This window comes from Burkholderia sp. RF4-BP95 (assembly GCF_001521985.1).
GTDB classification, from domain to species: Bacteria; Pseudomonadota; Gammaproteobacteria; order Burkholderiales; family Burkholderiaceae; genus Burkholderia; species Burkholderia diffusa.
Genome location: NZ_LOSX01000092.1, coordinates 121,673 through 142,068, shown reverse-complemented (window position 1 = coordinate 142,068; position 20,396 = coordinate 121,673). Strand labels below are relative to the sequence as shown.

General features: G+C 68.0%; 14 protein-coding genes. 7 read left to right on the top strand and 7 right to left on the bottom strand.

Going from position 1 to position 20,396, the window contains the following annotated elements:
• Position 1: 1 nt before the first annotated feature.
• Complete coding sequence (locus WS46_RS31915) at positions 2–1,303, bottom strand: FAD-dependent oxidoreductase (RefSeq protein ID WP_059693354.1); 1,302 nt, start codon at positions 1,301–1,303, stop codon at positions 2–4.
• 330 nt (positions 1,304–1,633) lie between these two features.
• On the opposite strand from WS46_RS31915, the gene purL reads away from it, so the two are divergent.
• Positions 1,634–5,698 carry a phosphoribosylformylglycinamidine synthase gene (gene purL / locus WS46_RS31910; protein ID WP_059693351.1) on the top strand — a complete coding sequence of 1,355 codons (4,065 nt, stop codon included), beginning with the start codon at positions 1,634–1,636 and terminating at the stop codon, positions 5,696–5,698.
• Positions 5,698–6,240 (top strand): GNAT family N-acetyltransferase, encoded by a 543-nt coding sequence (locus tag WS46_RS31905; RefSeq protein WP_059693349.1) that lies wholly within the window; start codon positions 5,698–5,700, stop codon positions 6,238–6,240. The genes purL and WS46_RS31905 overlap by 1 nt, the downstream gene beginning before the upstream one ends.
• Before the next feature lie 160 nt (positions 6,241–6,400).
• Here WS46_RS31905 and WS46_RS31900 read toward each other — a convergent pair whose 3' ends face one another.
• The 5 genes from WS46_RS31900 to WS46_RS31880 all read right to left on the bottom strand — a co-directional run bounded on the left by WS46_RS31900 (position 6,401) and on the right by WS46_RS31880 (position 10,205).
• Entirely contained in the window at positions 6,401–7,183 is a 783-nt protein-coding gene (locus tag WS46_RS31900) for a peptidylprolyl isomerase (protein ID WP_059529712.1), read from the bottom strand.
• Positions 7,184–7,201: 18 nt separating this feature from the next.
• A complete protein-coding gene (locus WS46_RS31895; RefSeq protein WP_059529714.1) occupies positions 7,202–7,510 on the bottom strand; it encodes a BolA family transcriptional regulator in 309 nt (102 codons plus the stop codon).
• Position 7,511: 1 nt separating this feature from the next.
• Positions 7,512–8,042 (bottom strand): septation protein A, encoded by a 531-nt coding sequence (locus tag WS46_RS31890; RefSeq protein ID WP_011352350.1) that lies wholly within the window; start codon positions 8,040–8,042, stop codon positions 7,512–7,514.
• A 124-nt stretch (positions 8,043–8,166) separates the two neighbouring features.
• The gene (gene msrB / locus WS46_RS31885) at positions 8,167–8,598 is read right to left on the bottom strand and encodes a peptide-methionine (R)-S-oxide reductase MsrB (protein ID WP_059529717.1); all 432 of its coding nucleotides are present in this window, start codon (positions 8,596–8,598) and stop codon (positions 8,167–8,169) included.
• Between the two features lie 38 nt (positions 8,599–8,636).
• Positions 8,637–10,205, bottom strand: coding sequence for a YdiU family protein (locus tag WS46_RS31880; protein WP_059693347.1), 1,569 nt, complete (start codon positions 10,203–10,205; stop codon positions 8,637–8,639).
• Between the two features lie 164 nt (positions 10,206–10,369).
• Here WS46_RS31880 and WS46_RS31875 point away from each other — a divergent pair, with 164 nt between their 5' ends.
• From WS46_RS31875 to WS46_RS31855, 5 genes are all read left to right on the top strand, one after another.
• Complete coding sequence (locus tag WS46_RS31875; protein ID WP_059693345.1) at positions 10,370–12,013, top strand: 3-(methylthio)propionyl-CoA ligase; 1,644 nt, start codon at positions 10,370–10,372, stop codon at positions 12,011–12,013.
• A gap of 182 nt (positions 12,014–12,195) precedes the next feature.
• On the top strand, positions 12,196–14,280 hold the full coding sequence (locus tag WS46_RS31870; protein WP_059693344.1) for a 3-hydroxyacyl-CoA dehydrogenase NAD-binding domain-containing protein: 2,085 nt from the start codon (positions 12,196–12,198) through the stop codon (positions 14,278–14,280).
• A 43-nt stretch (positions 14,281–14,323) separates the two neighbouring features.
• On the top strand, positions 14,324–14,956 hold the full coding sequence (gene pncA, locus WS46_RS31865; RefSeq protein ID WP_059693341.1) for a bifunctional nicotinamidase/pyrazinamidase: 633 nt from the start codon (positions 14,324–14,326) through the stop codon (positions 14,954–14,956).
• A 45-nt stretch (positions 14,957–15,001) separates the two neighbouring features.
• A complete protein-coding gene (locus WS46_RS31860) occupies positions 15,002–16,180 on the top strand; it encodes an acetyl-CoA C-acyltransferase (protein WP_059693340.1) in 1,179 nt (392 codons plus the stop codon).
• Between the two features lie 297 nt (positions 16,181–16,477).
• Complete coding sequence (locus WS46_RS31855) at positions 16,478–17,878, top strand: sensor domain-containing diguanylate cyclase (protein WP_059693338.1); 1,401 nt, start codon at positions 16,478–16,480, stop codon at positions 17,876–17,878.
• 145 nt (positions 17,879–18,023) lie between these two features.
• On the opposite strand, the gene WS46_RS31850 is transcribed toward WS46_RS31855, so the two are convergent.
• Positions 18,024–20,165 (bottom strand): hypothetical protein, encoded by a 2,142-nt coding sequence (locus WS46_RS31850; RefSeq protein ID WP_059693610.1) that lies wholly within the window; start codon positions 20,163–20,165, stop codon positions 18,024–18,026.
• Positions 20,166–20,396: the final 231 nt, after the last annotated feature.

The following is a 20,396-nucleotide window of genomic DNA, read 5'->3' as shown; positions in this document are numbered from 1 at the left end:
GTCAGGTCGTGAAGCGCGCGGGACTCAGCGCGGCGAGCGTGTCGGCGGGCCACTGCTGCGTGTCGCCGCTCAGACAGTCTGTCACCACTTTAGCAGACCCGCACGCGAGGCCCCAACCGGCCGGGCCATGCCCGAAATTGACGAACACGCGCGGATGCGGGGTCGGACCGACGACCGGCAGGCCGTCCGGCGACAGCAGCTGCGTGCCTTGCCACGACAGCGCGGCGGAAATCTTCGCGGCGCCCGGCACCCAGTCGTGGACGGCCTGGCCGAGCAGCGCGAGCGCGGCCTCGGACAGCGGCTCGGGGAGCGGCTTCGCGGTGTCGGTGAGGCTCTGCAGCACGGCGCCGCCGCCGATGCGCAGCCGCTGGTGGGTGCGCGTGATCGAGATCCGCTTGATCGAATCGACGACGCTCAGGTGCGGCGCATGTTCTTCGTACGCGACCGGGGCGGTCAGCGTATGTGTGCGCACCGGATGCAGCGGCAGCCGCCAGCCGAGCCGCTCCAGCAGCGGCAGGCTGCCGGCGCCCGCGGCGACCACGATCGCGTCGGCCGACATCACGTCGACCTCGTGCGCCTTCGTCGCGTGCCGGCCGCCGGCCGGTGCGAGCTCGACCGCGGCCCGGCCGGTGTCGACGCGGATTGCGGCGACGTCCGCGCCGAAGCGGAACTGCACGCCGTGCTCGTCGAGCGTCTGCTTGATCAGTTTCGCGAACAGCGGGCAATTTCCGGTGCGCTCGCTCTCGAGCAGCACGCCGCCGGCAAAGCCGGGCTCGGCCGGCACCGACGGCTCGAGCGCCGCGCATTCGTCGGCCGTGAGCACCCGGTACGGCTGGTCGAGCGCACGCAGCAGGTCGAGTGCCGGTTGCAGCGCTTCCCAGTCGCGCGGGTCGCGCACGACGTGCAGGATCCCGGGTTTCTGCTCGAATTCGATCTGGATGCGCGCCTCGATGTCGGCGAGCGACTCGCGCGACGCGTCGATCAGCGGGCGCAGCCGCGCATACTGCGCGGCGAATGCGTCGGGCTCGCGCAGCGCGGCGAGCTGTTTGACGAAGCGGCGCACGCCGCCGTTGAAGCCGGGCTTGTAGACGATGCCGGTGTCTTGCGCCTGGCGCTGGCGCATGAAGGTCGGCCCGAACCAGACGTCGAGCGGGCTCGGCAGCAGCGTGCCGCCGTCGCCGTAGGTCGCGCCCTGCGCGACGGTCGCGTGGCGTTCGACCACGCACACGCGATGGCCGGCCGCGCGCAGCTGGTAGGCGGTGGCGACGCCGCTGATTCCGCCGCCGATGACGATGACATCCATGGATTGCTTCGATGACGGGCGGCATGCATGCCGCCCGGTGAGGATTCGCTGACGGGCTCCCGGCCCGGTGAACCGGGAATGATAGCGCCAAAATCGCGCGAACCGGCGTCGTGCGACCTCGTCCGATTCCGCCATCACGTGGTCGCCGGCCACCGCGGCCGTGCGTGCCGGTCCGGCGGCCGGCTGTGCGCCGCGGATGCCGCCGCACCGTTGCGGTGCGTGACGGGTGCCGATCAGCCGGTCTGGGACGGCCGACTTCCGGGTATAATTACGGCCTTCCTTTCGCCCCACGTCGCCACCTCGCGCGACTCATCGACGTCAGTCCAGCCCATGGCTCACTTCTCGTGTTTTCCCGGCGCTTCGGCCCTCTCCGATTTCCGTCAAACCCGTCTGCTCGACACGCTCAGGCAAATCGACGCCAACATCGTCGCGGTGCGCGGCCAGTTCCTGCACTTCGTCAATGCGGCCGAGCCGCTGTCGGCCGACGACAGCGCACGCATCGACGCACTGATGCACTACGGCGCGCCGTTCGAGCCGGCGGCCGAGAAGGGCACGACCGAGACGTTCGTCGTGCTGCCGCGCTTCGGCACCGTTTCGCCGTGGGCGAGCAAGGCGACCGACATCGCGCAGCACTGCGGCCTCACGCAAGTGCGCCGCATCGAACGCGGTGTCGAATTCACGGTCACGCTGAAGTCGGGCCTGCTCGGCGGCAAGAAGGCGCTGTCCGACGACGCGCGCGCAGCCGTCGCGGCCGCGCTGCATGACCGGATGACCGAAAGCGTGGTCGCCGCGCGCGACGACGCGAAGCACCTGTTCGACGAGCTGCCGGCCAAGCCGCTCGCGACCGTCGACGTGCTGGGCGTCGGCCGCGCCGCGCTCGAGCGCGCGAACGTCGAGCTGGGCCTCGCGCTCGCCGACGACGAGATCGACTACCTGGTCGACGCGTTCCGCAAGCTCGAACGCAACCCGACCGACGTCGAACTGATGATGTTCGCGCAGGCGAACAGCGAGCATTGCCGCCACAAGATCTTCAACGCGCAGTGGACGATCGACGGCGAAGCGCAGGACATGTCGCTGTTCGCGATGATCCGCAACACCGAGAAGCTGAGCCCGCAAGGCACGATCGTCGCGTATTCGGACAACTCGTCGATCATGGTCGGCGCCGAAGCCGAGCGCTGGTTCCCGCGCAACGCGGGCGCGGCCGGCGAGCCGGGCGAACGCTACGGTCGTCACACCGAGCTCACTCACACGCTGATGAAGGTCGAGACGCACAACCACCCGACGGCGATCTCGCCGTTCCCGGGTGCGGCGACCGGCGCGGGCGGCGAAATCCGCGACGAAGGCGCGACGGGCCGCGGTGCGCGTCCGAAGGCCGGCCTCACGGGCTTCACCGTGTCGAACCTCGATCTGCCGGACGCACGCCAGTCGTGGGAAAACGCACGCGACGCGGCGCAGCCGGTCGGCGAGCGCAACCCGAACGAGCAGCACGGCCCGTACGGCCGCCCGGACCGCATCGCGTCGCCGCTGCAGATCATGATCGACGGCCCGCTCGGCGGCGCCGCGTTCAACAACGAATTCGGCCGTCCGAACCTCGGCGGCTACTTCCGCGTGTACGAGCAGAACGTCGGCGGCCAGGTGCGCGGCTATCACAAGCCGATCATGATCGCGGGCGGCCTCGGCAACATCGCGGATCAACACACGCACAAGCACGACGTGCCGGCAGGTTCGCTGCTGATCCAGATCGGCGGCCCGGGCATGCGGATCGGCATGGGCGGCGGCGCGGCGAGCTCGATGGCGACCGGCGCGAACACGGCCGAACTCGACTTCGACTCGGTGCAGCGCGGCAACCCGGAAATCGAGCGGCGCGCGCAGGAAGTGATCAACGGCTGCTGGCAGCTCGGCGCGGAAAACCCGATCCTGAGCATCCACGACGTCGGCGCGGGCGGCCTGTCGAACGCGTTCCCCGAAATCGTCGACGGCGCGGGCAAGGGCGCGCGCTTCGAACTGCGCAAGGTCGCGCTCGAGGAATCGGGCCTGTCGCCGCGTGAAATCTGGTCGAACGAGGCGCAGGAGCGCTACGTGCTGGCGATCGCGCCGGCCGACCTGCCGCGCTTCGAGGCGATCTGCGCACGCGAGCGCTGCCCGTTCGCGGTGGTCGGCGTCGCGACCGACGAACGCCAGCTGAAGCTCGTCGACGACGAAGCAACGGGCATCGAGGAATTCCCGGTCGACATGCCGATGGAAGTGCTGCTCGGCAAGCCGCCGCGGATGCACCGCGACGTCGCGCGCGTCGCGACCGAGCGCGCGCCGGTCGAGGTGACGGGCATCGCGCTGTCGGAAGTCGCGGTCGACGTGCTGAAGCACCCGACGGTCGGCAGCAAGTCGTTCCTGATCACGATCGGCGACCGTTCGGTCGGCGGCACGTCGGTGCGCGACCAGATGGTCGGCCCGTGGCAGGTGCCGGTGGCCGACTGCGCGGTGACCGCGCTCGACTACGCGGGCTTCAAGGGCGAGGCGATGACGATGGCCGAGCGCACGCCGCTCGCGGTGATCGACGCGCCGGCATCGGGCCGCATGGCCGTCGGCGAAGCGATCACGAACATCGCGAGCGCGCCGATCGCGTCGCTCGACAAGCTGAAGCTGTCGGCGAACTGGATGGCCGCGTGCGGCACGGCCGGCGAGGACGCCGCGCTGTTCGACACGGTCAAGGCGATCGGCATGGAGCTGTGCCCGGCGCTCGGGATCGGCATCCCGGTCGGCAAGGATTCGCTGTCGATGAAGACCAAGTGGGACGAGCAGGGCGTCGCGAAGGAAGTGGTGTCGCCGGTGTCGCTGATCATCTCCGCGTTCGCACCGGTCGAGGACGTGCGCCGTCACCTGACGCCGCAACTGCGCCGCATCGCCGACGCGGGCGACAGCGTGCTGATCGCGATCGATCTCGGCCGCGGCAAGAACCGGATGGGCGGCAGCATCTTCGCGCAGGTCACGCAGCAGGTCGGCGATACGACGCCGGACGTCGACGATCCGGAAGACCTGAAGCGCTTCTTCAACGCGATCCAGTCGCTCAACGCGCAAGACAAGCTGCTCGCGTACCACGACCGCTCGGACGGCGGCCTGTGGGCGACGGTGTGCGAAATGGCGTTCGCGGGTCACGCGGGCGTGTCGCTGAACGTCGACATGCTGACGCTCGACCCGAATCACGAATCGGACTACGGCGACGCGAAGGACTGGGCGAAGCAGACGAGCGGCCGTCGCGAGGATCGCACGCTGCGCGCGTTGTTCTCGGAAGAACTCGGCGCCGTCGTGCAGGTGCGCGCGGCCGATCGCGACGCGGTGCTCGGCGCGCTGCGCGAGTTCGGTCTGTCGGCGTGCTCGCACGTGATCGGCACGGTCAACGATCGCGACGTGATCGAGGTGTACCGCGACGCGAAGAAGGTGTTCGACGCGCCGCGCGCTGAGCTCCATCGCGCGTGGAGCGAAGTGAGCTGGCGCATCGCGCGCCTGCGCGACAACCCCGCTTGCGCGGACGCCGAATACGACGCGCTGCTGGACGCGGCCGACCCGGGCATCTCGCCGGTGCTGAGCTTCGACCCGGCCGACGACATCGCAGCACCTTTCATCGCGACGGGCGCGCGTCCGCGTGTCGCGATCCTGCGCGAGCAGGGCGTGAATTCGCATCTCGAAACGGCCTATGCGTTCGACCGCGCGGGCTTCGATGCGCACGACGTGCACATGAGCGACCTGCTGGCCGGCCGCGCGACGCTCGCCGATTTCGCGGGCGCGGTGGCATGCGGCGGCTTCTCGTACGGCGACGTGCTGGGTGCGGGCGAAGGCTGGGCGAAGACGATCCGCTTCAACGCGAATCTCGCCGACATGTTCTCTGCCTTCTTCGCGCGTCCCGACACGTTCGCGCTCGGCATCTGCAACGGTTGCCAGATGCTGTCGAGCCTCGCGTCGATGATTCCGGGCGCGGAGGCATGGCCGAAGTTCACGCGCAACAAGTCGGAGCAGTTCGAGGCGCGCTTCTCGTTCGTCGAAGTGGAGAAGTCGCCGTCGATCTTCTTCGCGGGGATGGAAGGCTCGCGGATTCCGGTGGCGGTCGCCCACGGCGAAGGCTATGCGGACTTCTCGCAGCAGGGCGACATCGATCGCGTCGCGGTCGCGATGCGCTACGTCGACCACCGTGGCGAGGCGACCGAGCGTTATCCGTTCAACCCGAACGGCTCGCCGGCCGGCATCACGTCGGTCACGACGGCCGACGGCCGCTTCTCGGTGCTGATGCCGCACATGGAGCGCGTGCACCGCACGGTCACGATGAGCTGGCATCCGGAAGGCTGGGGCGAAGCGAGCCCGTGGATGCGCGTGTTCCGTAACGCACGCCGCTGGATCGGCTGATGTTCGATCCGCACGCACCGGTCGAGATCGTCACGCTGCGCGACGAACGCGCAAGCGATGTCGATGCGATCGGTCGCGTGATCGTGGCCGCGTTCGCGGACGAGCCGCAGCACGGTCGGTTCGAACGGCAGATCGTCGATGCGCTGCGCGCGGAGGGGGGGCTCAGCGTGTCGCTCGTCGCGGAGCGCGACGAGCGCGTGATCGGTCACGTTGCGTTTTCGCCGGTGTCGATCGGCGGCGAGCCGGCCGGCAGCCAGCAGTGGTACGGGCTCGCACCGCTCGCGGTGCTGCCCGACTGCCAGCGGCAAAGCATCGGCGCGGGGCTCGTGCGCACGGGGCTCGACGCGTTGCGCCGGCTCGGTGCGCGCGGCTGCGTCGTGCTCGGCGATCCCGCGTATTACGCGCGTTTCGACTTCGTGCAGTCCGGCGATCTGGTGTTCCCGGATGCGCCGCCCGAGTATTTTCTCGCGCTGGCGTTCGACGAAGACGCGCCGCGGCCGTCGGGCGAAGTCCGCTACCACGATGTGTTTTATCCGGCATAGCGGTTCGCCGCGCTGCCCGAACGCTATCCCGCAGTCCTGAAAAGCCGCCTCGAAGCGGCTTTTTCTTTGCGCGGCCACCGCGTGGGTCGGTCGACCGCAAGCGAGCAAAGAAAAAGGCCGCTCCGGGGAGCGGCCTTTGCGTGGGCGATCGTCGCCGACGTTACTGGATCTTCGCCTGCTGGCGCAGGCCTTCCTCGAACGCCTGCAGCTTCTGCTGCACGAGCTGCTGCGCGATCTGCGCCTTCACCTGGTCGAACGGCGGCGGGGCGATGTCGCGGACGTCGTCGACACGGATGATGTGCCAGCCGAACTGCGTCTTCACCGGCGCGTCGGTCATCTGGCCTTTCTGGAGCTTCTGCGCAGCGGCCGCGAATTCCGGCACGTACGCCTTCGGATCGGACCAGTCGAGGTCGCCGCCGTTCTTGCCCGAGCCCGGATCCTTCGAGTACTGCTTGGCCAGATCCTCGAACTTCGCGCCGGCCTTGATCTTCGCGATCAGATCCTTCGCCTGCTGCTCGCTGTCGACGAGGATGTGGTGCAGGTGATACTCGCGGTTGCCGCCGGCACCCTTCACGAGATCGTCATAGCGCGCCTTCACTTCCGCGTCGGTCGGCTGGTTCTTCTTCAGGAAGCTCTCGATCATCGAGCGCAGCACGACCGTCTGTTGCGCGACGGCGACCTGCGCCTTCACGTCCGGACGGTTCGGGATGCCTTCGCGGATCGCTTCCTGCATCAGGATTTCGCGGTTCACGAGTTCCTGGCGCACGGCTTGTTGCAGTTGCGGGCTGTCGGTCTGGCCTTGCTGGACGAGCTGCGCGACCATCGCATCGGCGCGCGACTTCGGAATCGGCGTGCCGTTGACGACGGCGATGTTCTGGGCGAATGCCGGTGCCGCTGCGAATGCAGCCGCCGCGACCCACAGGCGGGGGGATTTCAGGATCATCGGGAATTCCTGTTGAGACTAGATTGAAGATTCGTTGAATTCTTCGGGCGTATAAGCCACGATCGCGAGCGCGTGAATGCCGCGCTGCATCGCATCAGCGAGCGCATCATACACCAGCCGGTGCCGCGCGACGCGCGGCTTGCCCGCGAAGGCGGCCGACACGATCGTCACCGTGTAGTGGCCGCCGGCGGCCGCGCCGGCGTGGCCCGCGTGCTGCGCGCTGTCGTCGCGCACCGCGAGCGACAGCGGCGCGAGCGCTGCGCTCAGGCGCGCTTCGATCAGCGCGATGCGTTCGTCGGGAGAGGCGGCGAGAAAGGCGTCGGTCATGTCATTCGTCCTTCAGGTACTTCGTGAGCCACAGGCTCTGCAGGATGATGAACACGACCATCGCGCCCGTCGTGCCGAACAGCTTGAAGTTCACCCACTGCGATTCGGTGAAGTTGTGCACCACGTACAGGTTCGCGACGCCGAGCACCGCGAAGAACAGCGCCCACGCGACGTTCAGTTTGTCCCACACGGGGTGCGGCAGCGTGAGCTGCTTGCCCATCATCTTCTCGATCAGGTTGTTGCCGAACGCATAGCGTGCGGCCAGCAGCCCGATCGCAAACAGCCAGTACAGCACAGTCGGTTTCCATTGAATGAATTTCTCGTCATGCAGGACGAGAGTGGCGCCACCGAAGACGACGATCACGCCGAGACTGACCCACAGCATCGTGTCGACCTTCCGGTGCCGGAAGGCCACCCACGCGACCTGGGCCAGTGTCGCGACGATCGCGACGGCGGTGGCGGTGAAGATGCCCCAGACCTTGAAGGCGGCGAAAAACAGGATGATCGGAAACAGATCGAACAGGAATTTCATGGCGCTCGCAGCTGCGTGAAAGGCCGCATCGCGCGGCCGTTCACCGTTGTGGGGACCCGCCTGGCGCCACCGTCCGGGATCGGGGCAGCCGGGCAGGCTGTCCGACCGATCCGTCCGGTGCCGCTCATTCGTTTTCGGGTCGGGACTCGAAGTTTAACGCAGCCGAATTGATGCAGTACCGCAAACCGGTCTTGTCGCGCGGTCCGTCCTCGAACACGTGGCCGAGATGCGCGCCGCAATGGTTGCAGCGGACCTCGACGCGCACCATGCCGTGCGAGCGGTCGATCTTCTCGTCGATCACCTCGCCGTTGAGCGGCTTGAAGTAGCTGGGCCAGCCGCAGCCCGAATGGAACTTGGCGCCGGATTCGAACAGCGGCGTGCTGCAGACGACGCATTTGTAGATGCCGGCGTCCTCGGTGTCGGTGTATTCGCCGGTGAAGGCGCGCTCGGTCGCCGCATGCTGCGTGACCTCGTACTGCATCGGCGTGAGCCGGCGGCGCAGTTCGGCGTCGTCCTTCTGGTACGGGAAGGTCTTGTCGTCGGAATCGTGTGACATGTGGATGTTCTCCTGATCGGTCGGTCGGGTCGTGCGGGTCACGACGAGCAGCTCACTTCGAGCGACCCGGCCCAGTCGGGCGGCAATGCCGCATACGTTTCGTGTTCCGGTTGTTCGTCGAATGGCCGGCGCAGCACCTGCGCGAGTCGCTCGACTTCGGAAAAATCCTTTTCCTTCGCGCGCCGGATCGCGACTTCGGCCAAATGGTTGCGCAGCACGTATTTCGGATTCACGCGATTCATCGCGGCCGCGCGGGCCGCGTCGTCGCGCGTTTCCTCGGACAGCCGTGCGCGATAGAGGTTCGCCCACGCGTCGAATGCGTCGCGATCGATGAACAGGTCGCGCACCGGCGCGTCGCGGCTCGCGTCGTGCTTCGACAGCTGCGCGAGCCGGCGGAACGTCAACGTGAAGTCCGCATGGCTCGCGTGCATCGTTTCGAGCAGCTTGTTCGCGAGCTCGGCGTCGTTCTCGCGCTCGAGCTCGAGGCCGAGCTTCGCGCGCATCGCGCGTTCGAGCGCGGGGCCGAAGCGTTCGGGAAACTTCGCGAGCACGGCCTGCGCGTCGTCGACCGCGCGCTCGGCGCGCGCATCTTCGTCGGCGATCCCGTGCTGCAGCCCGATCAGCGGCAGCAGCGCCTGCGCGAGGCAGTAGCAGTTCCAGTGCGCGATGCGCGGCTGCATCCGGTACGCGTAGCGGCCGCTCGTGTCGGAGTGGTTGCAGATGTGATTCGCGTCGAACGCGTCGACGAAGCCGAACGGGCCGTAGTCGATCGTCACGCCGAGGATCGACATGTTGTCGGTGTTCATCACGCCGTGGCAGAAGCCGACCGCCTGCCACTGCGCGACGAGGTCGGCCGTGCGCAGCATTGCGGCTTCGAGCAGCGCGAGGTAAGGATCGTCGGCGTCGCGGCATGCGGGATAGAAGCGGTCGATCACGTGATCGGCGAGCTGGCGCAGCAGGTCCGGGCGATCGTTCGAGAAGAAATGCTCGAAGTGGCCGAAGCGCACGAAGCTCTCCGAAACACGCGTGACGACAGCCGACGTCTCGATCTCCTCGCGCACCACCGGCTGGTCGGAGCCGATTACCGTGAGCGCGCGGGTGGTCGGGATGCCGAGGTGATGCATGGCTTCCGAGCACAGGAATTCGCGGATCGACGAGCGCAGCACCGCGCGGCCGTCGCCCATCCGTGAATACGGCGTGCGGCCGCCGCCCTTGATCTGCAGTTCGTAGCGCTGGCCGTCCGCGCCGGGGAGTTCGCCGATCGTCAGCGCGCGGCCGTCGCCGAGCTGGCCGGCCCACACGCCGAACTGGTGACCGGAATACACCGACGCATACGGCATCGCGCTCGCCGGCCAGTCGCGCGTCGGGTTGCCGGCGAACAGCTCGGCGAACCCGGGCTGCTGGCCGAGCGACACCGGCAGCCCGAGCAGGTTCGCGACTTCGTCGGAAAAGCCGACGACGTACGGCGCGGGCAGCGGCGCGGCCGGCAGCCGCGTATGAAACGCGTCGCCGAGCGTGACGAACGCGCCCGTGGCCGGCGCGCCGAGCGTCGCGGCGAGGTCGGGGAGAGTGTCAGCCGTATCGGCTGCGCTTCGGGAAAACGACATGTTGAGCGCCTCTGGGTAAGCCGATATTGTAAGGCGGCGCCGCGCCGCCCGCATGGCGGCCCGCGCGCCTTGCGCCAGGCCTGTCCGGGCCGTGGACAGGCTGCAAGCTGGCGCACCGTGTCGAGGCTGGTCACCGATTCGCGTCCTTCCGGGAGAACAAGACGATGGGTAAGCCGTTGCTGGGCCAGATGATGGACATGCCGTTGCTGGTGTCGTCGCTGATCGCGCACGCCGCGCGTCATGCGGGCGACACGGAGATCGTGTCGAGGCGCGTGGAAGGCGACCTGCATCGCTACACGTACCGCGACTGCGAGCAGCGCGCGAAACGGCTCGCGCAGGCCCTCGCGCGGCTCGGCGTCGAATCGGGCGACCGCGTCGGCACGCTGGCCTGGAACGGCTACCGGCATCTGGAGGCGTATTACGGGATCGGCGGGATGGGCGCCGTGTGCCATACGATCAACCCGCGTCTCTTTCCCGAGCAGATCGCCTACATCGTCAATCACGCGGAAGACCGCTACGTCTGCTTCGACATCAATTTCGCGCCGCTCATCGACGTGATCGCGCCGCAGTGTCCGCACGTGAAAGGCTGGATCGCGATGACCGACGCCGCGCACCTGCCGTCCGGCGCGACGCCGTTCCTCTGCTACGAAACGCTCGTCGACGCCGAGGACGGCCGCTACGACTGGCCGCGTCTCGACGAATTGCAGGCGTCCGGCCTGTGCTACACGTCGGGCACGACCGGCAACCCGAAAGGCGTGCTGTATTCGCATCGCTCGACGGTGCTGCACGCATACGGCGCTGCGCTGCCCGACGCGATGAACCTGTCGGCGCTCGACGCCGTGCTGCCCGTCGTGCCGATGTTCCATGTGAACGCGTGGGGGTTGCCGTATGCGGTGCCGCTCACGGGCGGCAAGCTCGTGCTGCCCGGCAAGGACCTCGACGGCAAGTCGCTGTACGAACTGATGGAGGCCGAGCGCGTGACGTTTTCCGCGGGCGTGCCGACCGTGTGGCTCGGGCTGCTGAACTACATGCGCGAGGCCGGCGTGCGTTTCTCGACGCTGAACCGCACGGTGATCGGCGGCTCCGCGTGTCCGCCTGCGATGCTGCGCACGTTCGAGGACGAATACGGCGTGCGCGTGATCCACGCGTGGGGGATGACCGAGCTGTCGCCGCTCGGCACGCTCGCGACGCTGAACTGGGCGCAGTCGCAGCGGCCGCTCGACGCGCAGCGCCGGTTGCTGGAGAAGCAGGGGCGCGTGATCTGCGGTGTCGACATGCGGATCGTCGGCGACGACGGCAACGAATTGCCGTGGGACGGCGTCGCGTTCGGCGAACTGCAGGTGCGCGGGCCCTGGGTGATCGATCGCTACTTCGGGTGCGATACGTCGCCGCTGTCGGACGGCTGGTTCCCGACCGGCGACGTCGCGACGATCGACCCCGACGGCTTCCTGCAGATCACCGACCGCAGCAAGGACGTGATCAAGTCCGGCGGCGAATGGATCAGCTCGATCGACATCGAGAACGTCGCGATCGCGCACCCGGGTGTCGCCGAAGCCGCCTGCATCGCGTGCGCGCATCCGAAATGGACCGAGCGTCCGCTGCTCGTCGTGGTGCCGCGCGAAGGGGCGAACCTGACGCGCGACGCGCTGCTCGCGTTTTACGAGGGCAAGGTCGCGAAGTGGTGGGTGCCCGACGACGTCGTGTTCGTCGAATCGCTGCCGCACACCGCGACCGGCAAGCTGCAGAAGCTGAAGCTGCGCGAGACGTTCCGCAACTACGTGCTGCCGACGGCGGTCGGCGAGCCGTAAGCCGCGGCCGGCGACGCCCCGCCGCGCGGTCTCCCGATCCGGCCCCCGGATCGGGACAAAATCAAATTGAACGACCGTGCTTTTTCGTTGTATGCTGCCTCCGTTCGATCCGGACATGCGGCCGTTCGACCGCGCACAATGAAGCGCAGCCACCCCGGCGCGCGATGCATGGAGGCAGGCAGATGGCAGTGGATTACTCGACTCGCGACGGCGTGGCCGTCATCACGCTCAACAATCCGCCCGTCAACGGGCTCGGCCTGTCGACACGCCAGGGCGTCATGGACGCGCTCGATCGCGCGGCGCAGGATCCGTCGGTCACGGCGATCGTGCTGACCGGCGCGGGCCGCGCGTTCTCGGGCGGCGCCGACATCACCGAATTCAATACCCCGAAGGCCCTGCAGGAACCGACGCTGCACACCGTGATCCGCGCGGTGGAGGCGAGCGCGAAACCGGTCGTCGCGGCGCTGCACAGCGTCGTGATGGGCGGCGGCCTGGAGCTCGCGCTCGGCGCGCACTATCGCGTCGCGGCGCCCGGCGCGCAGGTCGCGCTGCCGGAAGTGAAGCTCGGCCTGCTGCCGGGCGCGGGCGGCACGCAACGCCTGCCGCGCGCGGTGGGCCTCGAAACCGCGCTGAACATGATCGTGTCGGGCGCGCCGGTGCCGTCGGAGCAGCTCGCGACGAGCGGGCTGTTCGACGAGATGGCCGACGGCGACCTGCTCGACGCGGCCGTCGCGTTCGCGCGCAAGGTCGGCGCGCGGCAGGGACCGCATCCGCGCGTGCGCGATCGCGGGATCGTCCACGAGAACGCGGCGGGCTTCATCCAGTTCGCGCGCAATTCCGCACGGGCCGCCGCGCCGAACTTCCCCGCGCCGCACAAGTGCATCGACGCGATCGAGGCGGGCGTGCTGAACGGTTTCGACAAGGGCAGCGTCGCCGAGCGCGACGGTTTCGTCGCGCTGATGATGACGCCGGAAAGCCGCGCGCTGCGCCACGCGTTCTTCGGCGAGCGCGCGGCGAGCAAGATTCCCGACGTGCCGGCCGATACGCCGGTGCGCGAAATTCGCCGCGTCGGCGTGATCGGCGCGGGCACGATGGGCGGCGGGATCGCGATGAACTTCATCAACGCGGGCCTGCCCGTCACGCTGCTCGAGACGAAGCAGGACGCGCTCGACCGCGGGCTGGCCACGATCCGCAAGAACTACGACGCGCAGGTGAAGAAGGGCAAGCTCACGCAGCAGAAGCTCGACGCGCGCATGGCGCTGATCACGCCGACGCTGTCCTACGACGACCTGAAGGATGCGGACCTGATCGTCGAGGCCGTGTTCGAGGAGCTCGGCGTGAAGGCGCAGGTGTTCGGCCAGCTCGATGCGGTGGCGAAGCCCGGTGCGATCCTCGCGTCGAACACGTCGACGCTCGACGTCGACAAGATCGCCGCGTTCACGAAGCGGCCGCAGGACGTGGTCGGCATGCACTTCTTCAGCCCGGCGAACGTGATGAAGCTGCTCGAGGTCGTGCGCGGCGCGCAGACCGCGAAGGACGTGCTCGCCACCGTGATGGCGGTGGCGAAGAAGATCCGCAAGACGGCGGTCGTGTCGGGCGTGTGCGACGGCTTCATCGGCAACCGGATGATCGAGCAGTACATCCGCCAGGCACTCTTCATGCTCGAGGAAGGCGCGCTGCCCGCGCAGGTCGATCGCGCGATCGAGAAGTTCGGTTTCGCCATGGGCCCGTTCCGGATGAGCGACCTCGCCGGCAACGACATCGGCTGGGCGATCCGCAAGCGCCGCTATGTCGAGCAGCCCGATCTGCATTACTCGAAGATCGCCGACCGCCTGTGCGAACAGGGCCGCTTCGGCCAGAAGACGGGCGGCGGCTGGTACGACTACGTGCCGGGCGAGCGCAAGGCGAAGCCGTCGGCGCTCGTCGACGAGATGGTCGTCGCGTATTCGAAGGAGCGCGGCGTGGAGCGGCGCAAGATCGGCGACGACGAGATCGTCGAGCGGCTCGTGTTCGCGCTCGTCAACGAAGGCGCGAAGATTCTCGAGGAGAAGATCGCGTCGAAGGCGTCCGACATCGACATGGTCTATCTGACCGGCTACGGCTTCCCGCTGTGGCGTGGCGGCCCGATGCTGTATGCGGACATGGTCGGCCTCTACAACGTCGAGCGCGCGATCCGCCGCTATGCGGCCGCGCCGAACGGCGATGCGTGGACGCTCGCGCCGTCGATCGTCGAACTGGCGAAGGCCGGACGCGGCTTCAACGGCTGACGCCAGGCGCGACGGCGCGACCGGGCTTGCAAGGAGAAACGCAATGAAACGCACTGACGACGTGTTGCTCGTGATCGACGTGCAGTACGACTTCATGCCGGGCGGCGCACTCGCGGTGCCGGACGGCGACGCGGTCGTGCCGGTGATCAACGCGCTCGCGCGACGCTTCGACCAGGTCGTGCTGACGCAGGACTGGCACCCGCGCGACCACGTGTCGTTCGCGGCGAATCATCCGGGGCGCGAGCCGTTCTCGACGCTCGCGCTGCCGTACGGCGAGCAGGTGCTGTGGCCCGTGCATTGCGTGCAGGACACCGAAGGCGCGGCGCTGCATCGCGACCTCGACATCCCGCATGCGAGGCTCGTGATCCGCAAGGGCGGCGACGCGCAGGTCGACAGCTATTCCGCGTTCGTCGAAGCCGACCGCACGACGCGCACGGGGCTGGCCGGCTATCTGCGCGAGCTCGGCGCGAAACGCGTGTGGTGCTGCGGGCTCGCGACCGACTATTGCGTCGCGTGGTCCGCGCTCGATGCGCGCGCGGCCGGCTTCGAGGCCGCCGTGATCAACGATGCGTGCCGTGCGATCGACCTGAACGGGTCGCTCGCGCACGCATGGCAACAGATGCAGGCGGCGGGCGTCGCGCACGTGACGTCCGCGGGCGCGCGCCAGACGGCGTAGCGCATTCCCATCCGATTCAGGACAGCAGGACCGAAGGAGACTCGCATGACCGAAGCCGTAATCGTATCGACCGCACGCACGCCGCTCGCGAAATCGTGGCGTGGCGCATTCAACATGACGCACGGCGCGACGCTCGGCGGCCACGTGGTCGCGGCCGCGCTCGAACGCGCGAAGCTGGACCCGGCGCGCATCGAGGACGTGATCATGGGCTGCGCGAACCCCGAAGGCGCGACCGGCGCGAATATCGCGCGGCAGATCGCGCTGCGCGCCGGGCTGCCGGTGAGCGTGCCGGGGATGACGGTGAACCGTTTCTGCTCGTCCGGGCTGCAGACCATCGCGCTCGCCGCGCAGCGGATCATCGCGGGCGAGGGCGACGTGTATGTCGCGGGCGGCGTCGAATCGATCTCGTGCGTGCAGAACGAGATGAACCGGCACATGATCCAGGAGGGCTGGCTCGTCGAGCACAAGCCCGAGATCTACTGGAACATGCTTCAGACGGCAGAAAACGTTGCGAAGCGCTACGGAATCTCGAAGGAGCGGCAGGACGAGTACGGCGTGCGGTCGCAACTGCGGGCCGCGGCCGCGCAGGAGGCCGGGCGCTTCAACGACGAGATCGTGCCGATCACCGTACGCGCGGGCATCGCCGACAAGGCGACGGGCCGGCTGTTCACGCAGGACGTGACGGTGTCGGCCGACGAAGGCATCCGGCCGGACACGACGCTCGACGGCGTGTCGAAGATCCGTTCGGCCGTGCCGGGCGGCGTGATCACCGCGGGCAACGCGAGCCAGTTCTCGGACGGCGCGTCGGCGTGCGTGGTGATGAACGCGGATGTCGCACAGCGCGAAGGGCTGCAGCCGCTCGGCGTGTTCCGGGGTTTCGCGGTCGCCGGTTGCGAGCCGGACGAAATGGGCATCGGCCCGGTGTTCGCGGTGCCCAGGCTGCTGAAGCAGGCGGGGCTGAAGGTCGACGACATCGGCCTGTGGGAACTGAACGAAGCGTTCGCGGTGCAGGTGCTGTACTGCCGCGATACGCTCGGGATTCCTGACGACCGCCTGAACGTCAACGGCGGCGCGATCGCGGTCGGCCATCCGTACGGCGTGTCGGGTGCGCGCCTGACGGGCCATGCGCTGATCGAAGGCAAGCGGCGCGGCGTGAAATACGTGGTCGTCACGATGTGCATCGGCGGCGGGCAGGGCGCCGCCGGCCTGTTCGAAATCGTCTGATTTTTTGCATGCCGGCCGACGGCTGCCGCTTGCGCCGACGCAAGCCGCGGCCGTCGAATGCGATTCGAAAGGATCGGGAAGCAAACGGTGCCGGTTCGATGCTGCCGTTTCCCCTTACTTGTCAAACGAATTGCCGCACCTATACTTGCTCTGACATTTGCCTTTCGGCGGGATGGGGCAACGCGTGCATCGCACCGACGCACGCGATGCGTTTCCGGTAGCCGGCGCAGTCGATGCATCGCGCGTGTCCGGCACCGTGAACGTTCGAACCACGCAGCAGACCGAACGGGGACCGAATTGAGCACGACCTATGCAGCCGGGGAACCGCCGCGCGTCGTCAGCGCGGCCGCGAGGCTCTATGCGAAATGCCTGCTGGTCGGCTTCGCATTGCTGCCAGCCTATCTGATCGCCTATCTGTGGTTCTTCAGCGACCCGCACGTCGTGTTCGAGAGCCACGCCTTCCATGAAATTGCGATCGCCGCCGCCACCCTCGAGGGTGCGTTCGTCACCTACGTGACGTGGGTGTGCTACCGGTCGTCCGGCGAGCCGCTGTTGCGCTGGCTGACACTCGGCTTTCTGGGCTTCGCGATGATCTATGCGATGCACGGCGTGTTCACCGGGATGGCGCATCACAACATCTGGCTGTTCCTGCTGTACGGGCCCGCATCGCGCCTCGTGATGTCGATCCTGCTGCTGACGGGGCTGCTGTCGTATTCGCAGCCGCCCGATCGGTTCGAGAAGCGTACGCGCGCGCGAACGTGGCTGCCGTGGATCGTGTTGTTCCTGGTCGTCGACGTGGCGGTCGCATACATCGCGTATTCGCCGGTCGCGGGCGCGCTGGGCACGCGACTGTCGATGGAAGGCGGCGCGCTGGTGTTTTCGCTGCTCAACGTCGGCGTGCTGCTCGCGCGGCGCATCCGTTCGCCGCTGATGGTGATCTACGGCGTGTCGATCATGGCGTTCGCGCTGTCGTCGCTCGCGTTCATCCTCGGCAAGCCCTGGAACCACATGTGGTGGCTCGCGCATGCGATCTTCGCGGGCGGGTTCTTCCTGCTCAGCTACGGCGTCGTGCAGGCGCTGCAGACGACGCGCTCGTTCTCGGCGATCTACAGCCAGGAAGACCTGATGAGCCGGCTGTCGGAATCGATGGCGCGCACCGAGAGTGCGCTGCAGGAATTGCGGCGCACGAACCAGAAGCTCGAATACATGGCCGCGACCGATCCGATGACGGGCGCGTCGAACCGCCGCCAGTTCATCGCGCAGGTCGAGCGCGAGATCGTGCGCGCGGAGCGCGACGGCACGCCGTTTTGCCTGCTCGCGCTCGATCTCGACAACTTCAAGAACATCAACGACGCATACGGGCACCAGATCGGCGACGAGGTGCTGCGCGGCGTCGTGCGCCAGTGTCTCGAGGCGATTCGTCCGGCCGGTGCGCTCGCGCGGGTCGGCGGCGAGGAATTCATGGCGCTGTTGCCCGAGATGCCGCTCGAAGGCGCGCGCATGACGGCCGAGCGCGTGCGTTCGTCCATCGCGAGTTCGCCGTTCGGGCTGGATTTCAAGCGCGTGCAGGTGACGGTCAGCGTCGGCGTCGCGCAGTACGGTGTCGACGGGAGCACGGTCGATGCATTGCTGCGGGCGGTCGATGAACGGCTGTACCAGGCGAAGCGCGACGGGCGCAATCGCGTGGTCGCGCACTGACGAGCGGCCGTCGCGCATGCGACTACGTGGCGCGCGCGGCCGCAACATGATGGCGCGACGCGAGGCAGGTCCGTCTCGCACGCACCCGGAATGAAGCCCCGCACGAGCATGAGTGTGCGGGGCTTTCGTTTCACTGGCGCATCGGCTAACGCGACGCGATGGCCGCCGCACGCTCCGGCTGCGCGTCCTGCATCCGCTGCGACGCCTGCCACCAGTACTTGCCCGCGCGCAGTTGCGGATCGCGGATCGCGAGATACGTCGTGCTCCACAGCTGCGCCGCGTTGGCCTCGGTTGCATCCGCGCTGCGGGTGCCGAATGCATCGGTCTGGTACCGGCCGTTCACGTACGACCAGGTCCACATTTCCGACGTGCGCATGTCGCGTCCGTTCGAGATCACCTGCCAGATCGTCTGCCGGGCCTGCGTCAGCAGCGTGCGCGTCGTGTCCGACAGATCCTGGCGCGCGAGCTGGCGGTCGAGCCCGGCGACCCACATCGCCTGCTGCCACGACCAGATCACCGTGCCGTGATATGCGGAACTCGTGAATTTGGGCCACAGCGCCTGGTTCGCATACGCGGGGTTCGCGATCAGCATCCCGACGTCGGTGACGAGCCCGGTCGGGAACGGCCGCGTAACGTCGGCGACGATCCGCTGAAGCTGGTCGTCCGGCGGCGTGCCGAACAGCAGCGCGAAGCCGCCGTCGGAATTCATCACCGGGATCGGTGTGCCTTGCTGGTCGAGCGACAGCGCGTAGAACATCAGCGGCGCGCTCGGCGCGGCGCCGGCCGGCACACCGGCAGACGGCGCATAGGCCGATATGTCGGTCGCGGCCTGTGCGGCCGGCACGCTCACCTGGAACAGCGGCGGCGCCTGCTGCTCCCAGGTTGCCGCTTCGGTCGCCGTGTTCGCGAGCGTCGCGCGTTGCCCGGCGTCCAGGTAAGGATCGAGCAGGCCGCGCGCGAGGAACGCATTCGCCGCGCGCAGCGCGGCCGGCACGAGCACCGCATTCACGTCGTACGGATAGACGCCGCCGCCGAGCCCGTCGGTGCTGTCACGCCAGTTGCCGACGATTTCGCCGGGCCGCAGGTGGATCAGGTTCGCGACCGACGGCTGCTGGGCGAACGGCTGCGCGGTCGCCGCGACGTGCAGCAGGTTGACGACGAGCCGGCTGCCGTTCGTCTGGCCGTCGCTGCCGCGTTGCGCGAGATAGGCGGCCGCGCGCGCCTGGCCGCGCGCGTCGTCGATCAGCCAGGCCGCCGCGATCGGCGCGAGCAGGTAGTCGCTGTCGATCATCTTGTAATCGTAGGTCGGCGTTGCATCGTTCGGCCGGCCGTGCTTCGCGTTGTCGACCAGCGCGAATTCGCCGATGCCTTCCTCGTGCGCGACCTTGCCGTCGTTCGACAGGCGACTCAGCACCGACGTCAGCCCGGCCTCGATCGCCGCGGGCTCGAGCACCGGCATCAGCATGCGCACCGAGATCAGCGTGTCGCGGCCGAAGTAGGTGTCGTATTGCCACGAGCCGGCCAGCAGCTTGTCATGGAAGCTCAGGAATTCGAGCACGTTCTGGCTGACCGGGTCGGGATTCACGGACGGCGCGAGCAGGTCCGCGCGCAGGATCGGCGACAACGGCGTCTCGCCCGACAGCGCGTCGACGTGCAGTTTCAGCGTATGCGCGCCGGGCGCCGCGCGCAGCACGAGCGTGCCGCCCGCGGCCGTCGCGATGCTGCCGCCGTCGCGCAGCGTGATGCGCAGCATCTGGCCGGGCGCGCCGTCGATCCGGTCGCGCTGCCATTGCGAGGCGCTGCCCTGGACCGTCGGGGCGGTGACGATCTCCGGCGGAATCGTCGCGCCGCCGTTGAAGTCGCGCAGGAAGCGCACATTGCCGAGCAGGCCCTGGCGGATCGTCAGCGTGTCGGTGTCGACCGACACGTCGGCGCCGATGCCGTACAGCGCGCGACCGCGCGTGTCGGGCGCCGACAGTGCGGACGGTGGCGTGTCGAGACTCCAGTTCACCGGCTGAGCGACGTCGTCGAACCACACCCCGGTGCCGCTGTTGCCGGCCGGAAACACCACGAGCAGACGCGGTTTCGTCGACGAGCGCACCAGCAGGTGCGCGGCGACCTTGTCCTGCCGGTAGAACGCATTGATTTGCCCGCCGGCGTCCATGCGGAACGACAGTGCGGCGCTATTCGAGGGCGTACCGCTCGACTGTACGTCGTCGTCGTTGCAGGCGGCGAGCAGGCCCGCGCAGACGAATCCGAGACACAGCGATTTCGTGAAGCGGTGCACGTTCATGACGACCCTCCTGATGCATGTGATTTTTATCGGAATGCTGAATGAGCGGACGGTTTGATCCGCTTTGTGCCGCGTCGCGGGCATTCTGAAAATGTCCGGGATTAATCGTCGCGTGATGCTCGGGGGGCGAATTGAACGGTATTAATCGAATGGACGATCAATGCCGAAAAGTGAAGGCAAAAGGACGCGCCGCCCGTTTTGATGCGGGTGTAGTCACTGGAGAAA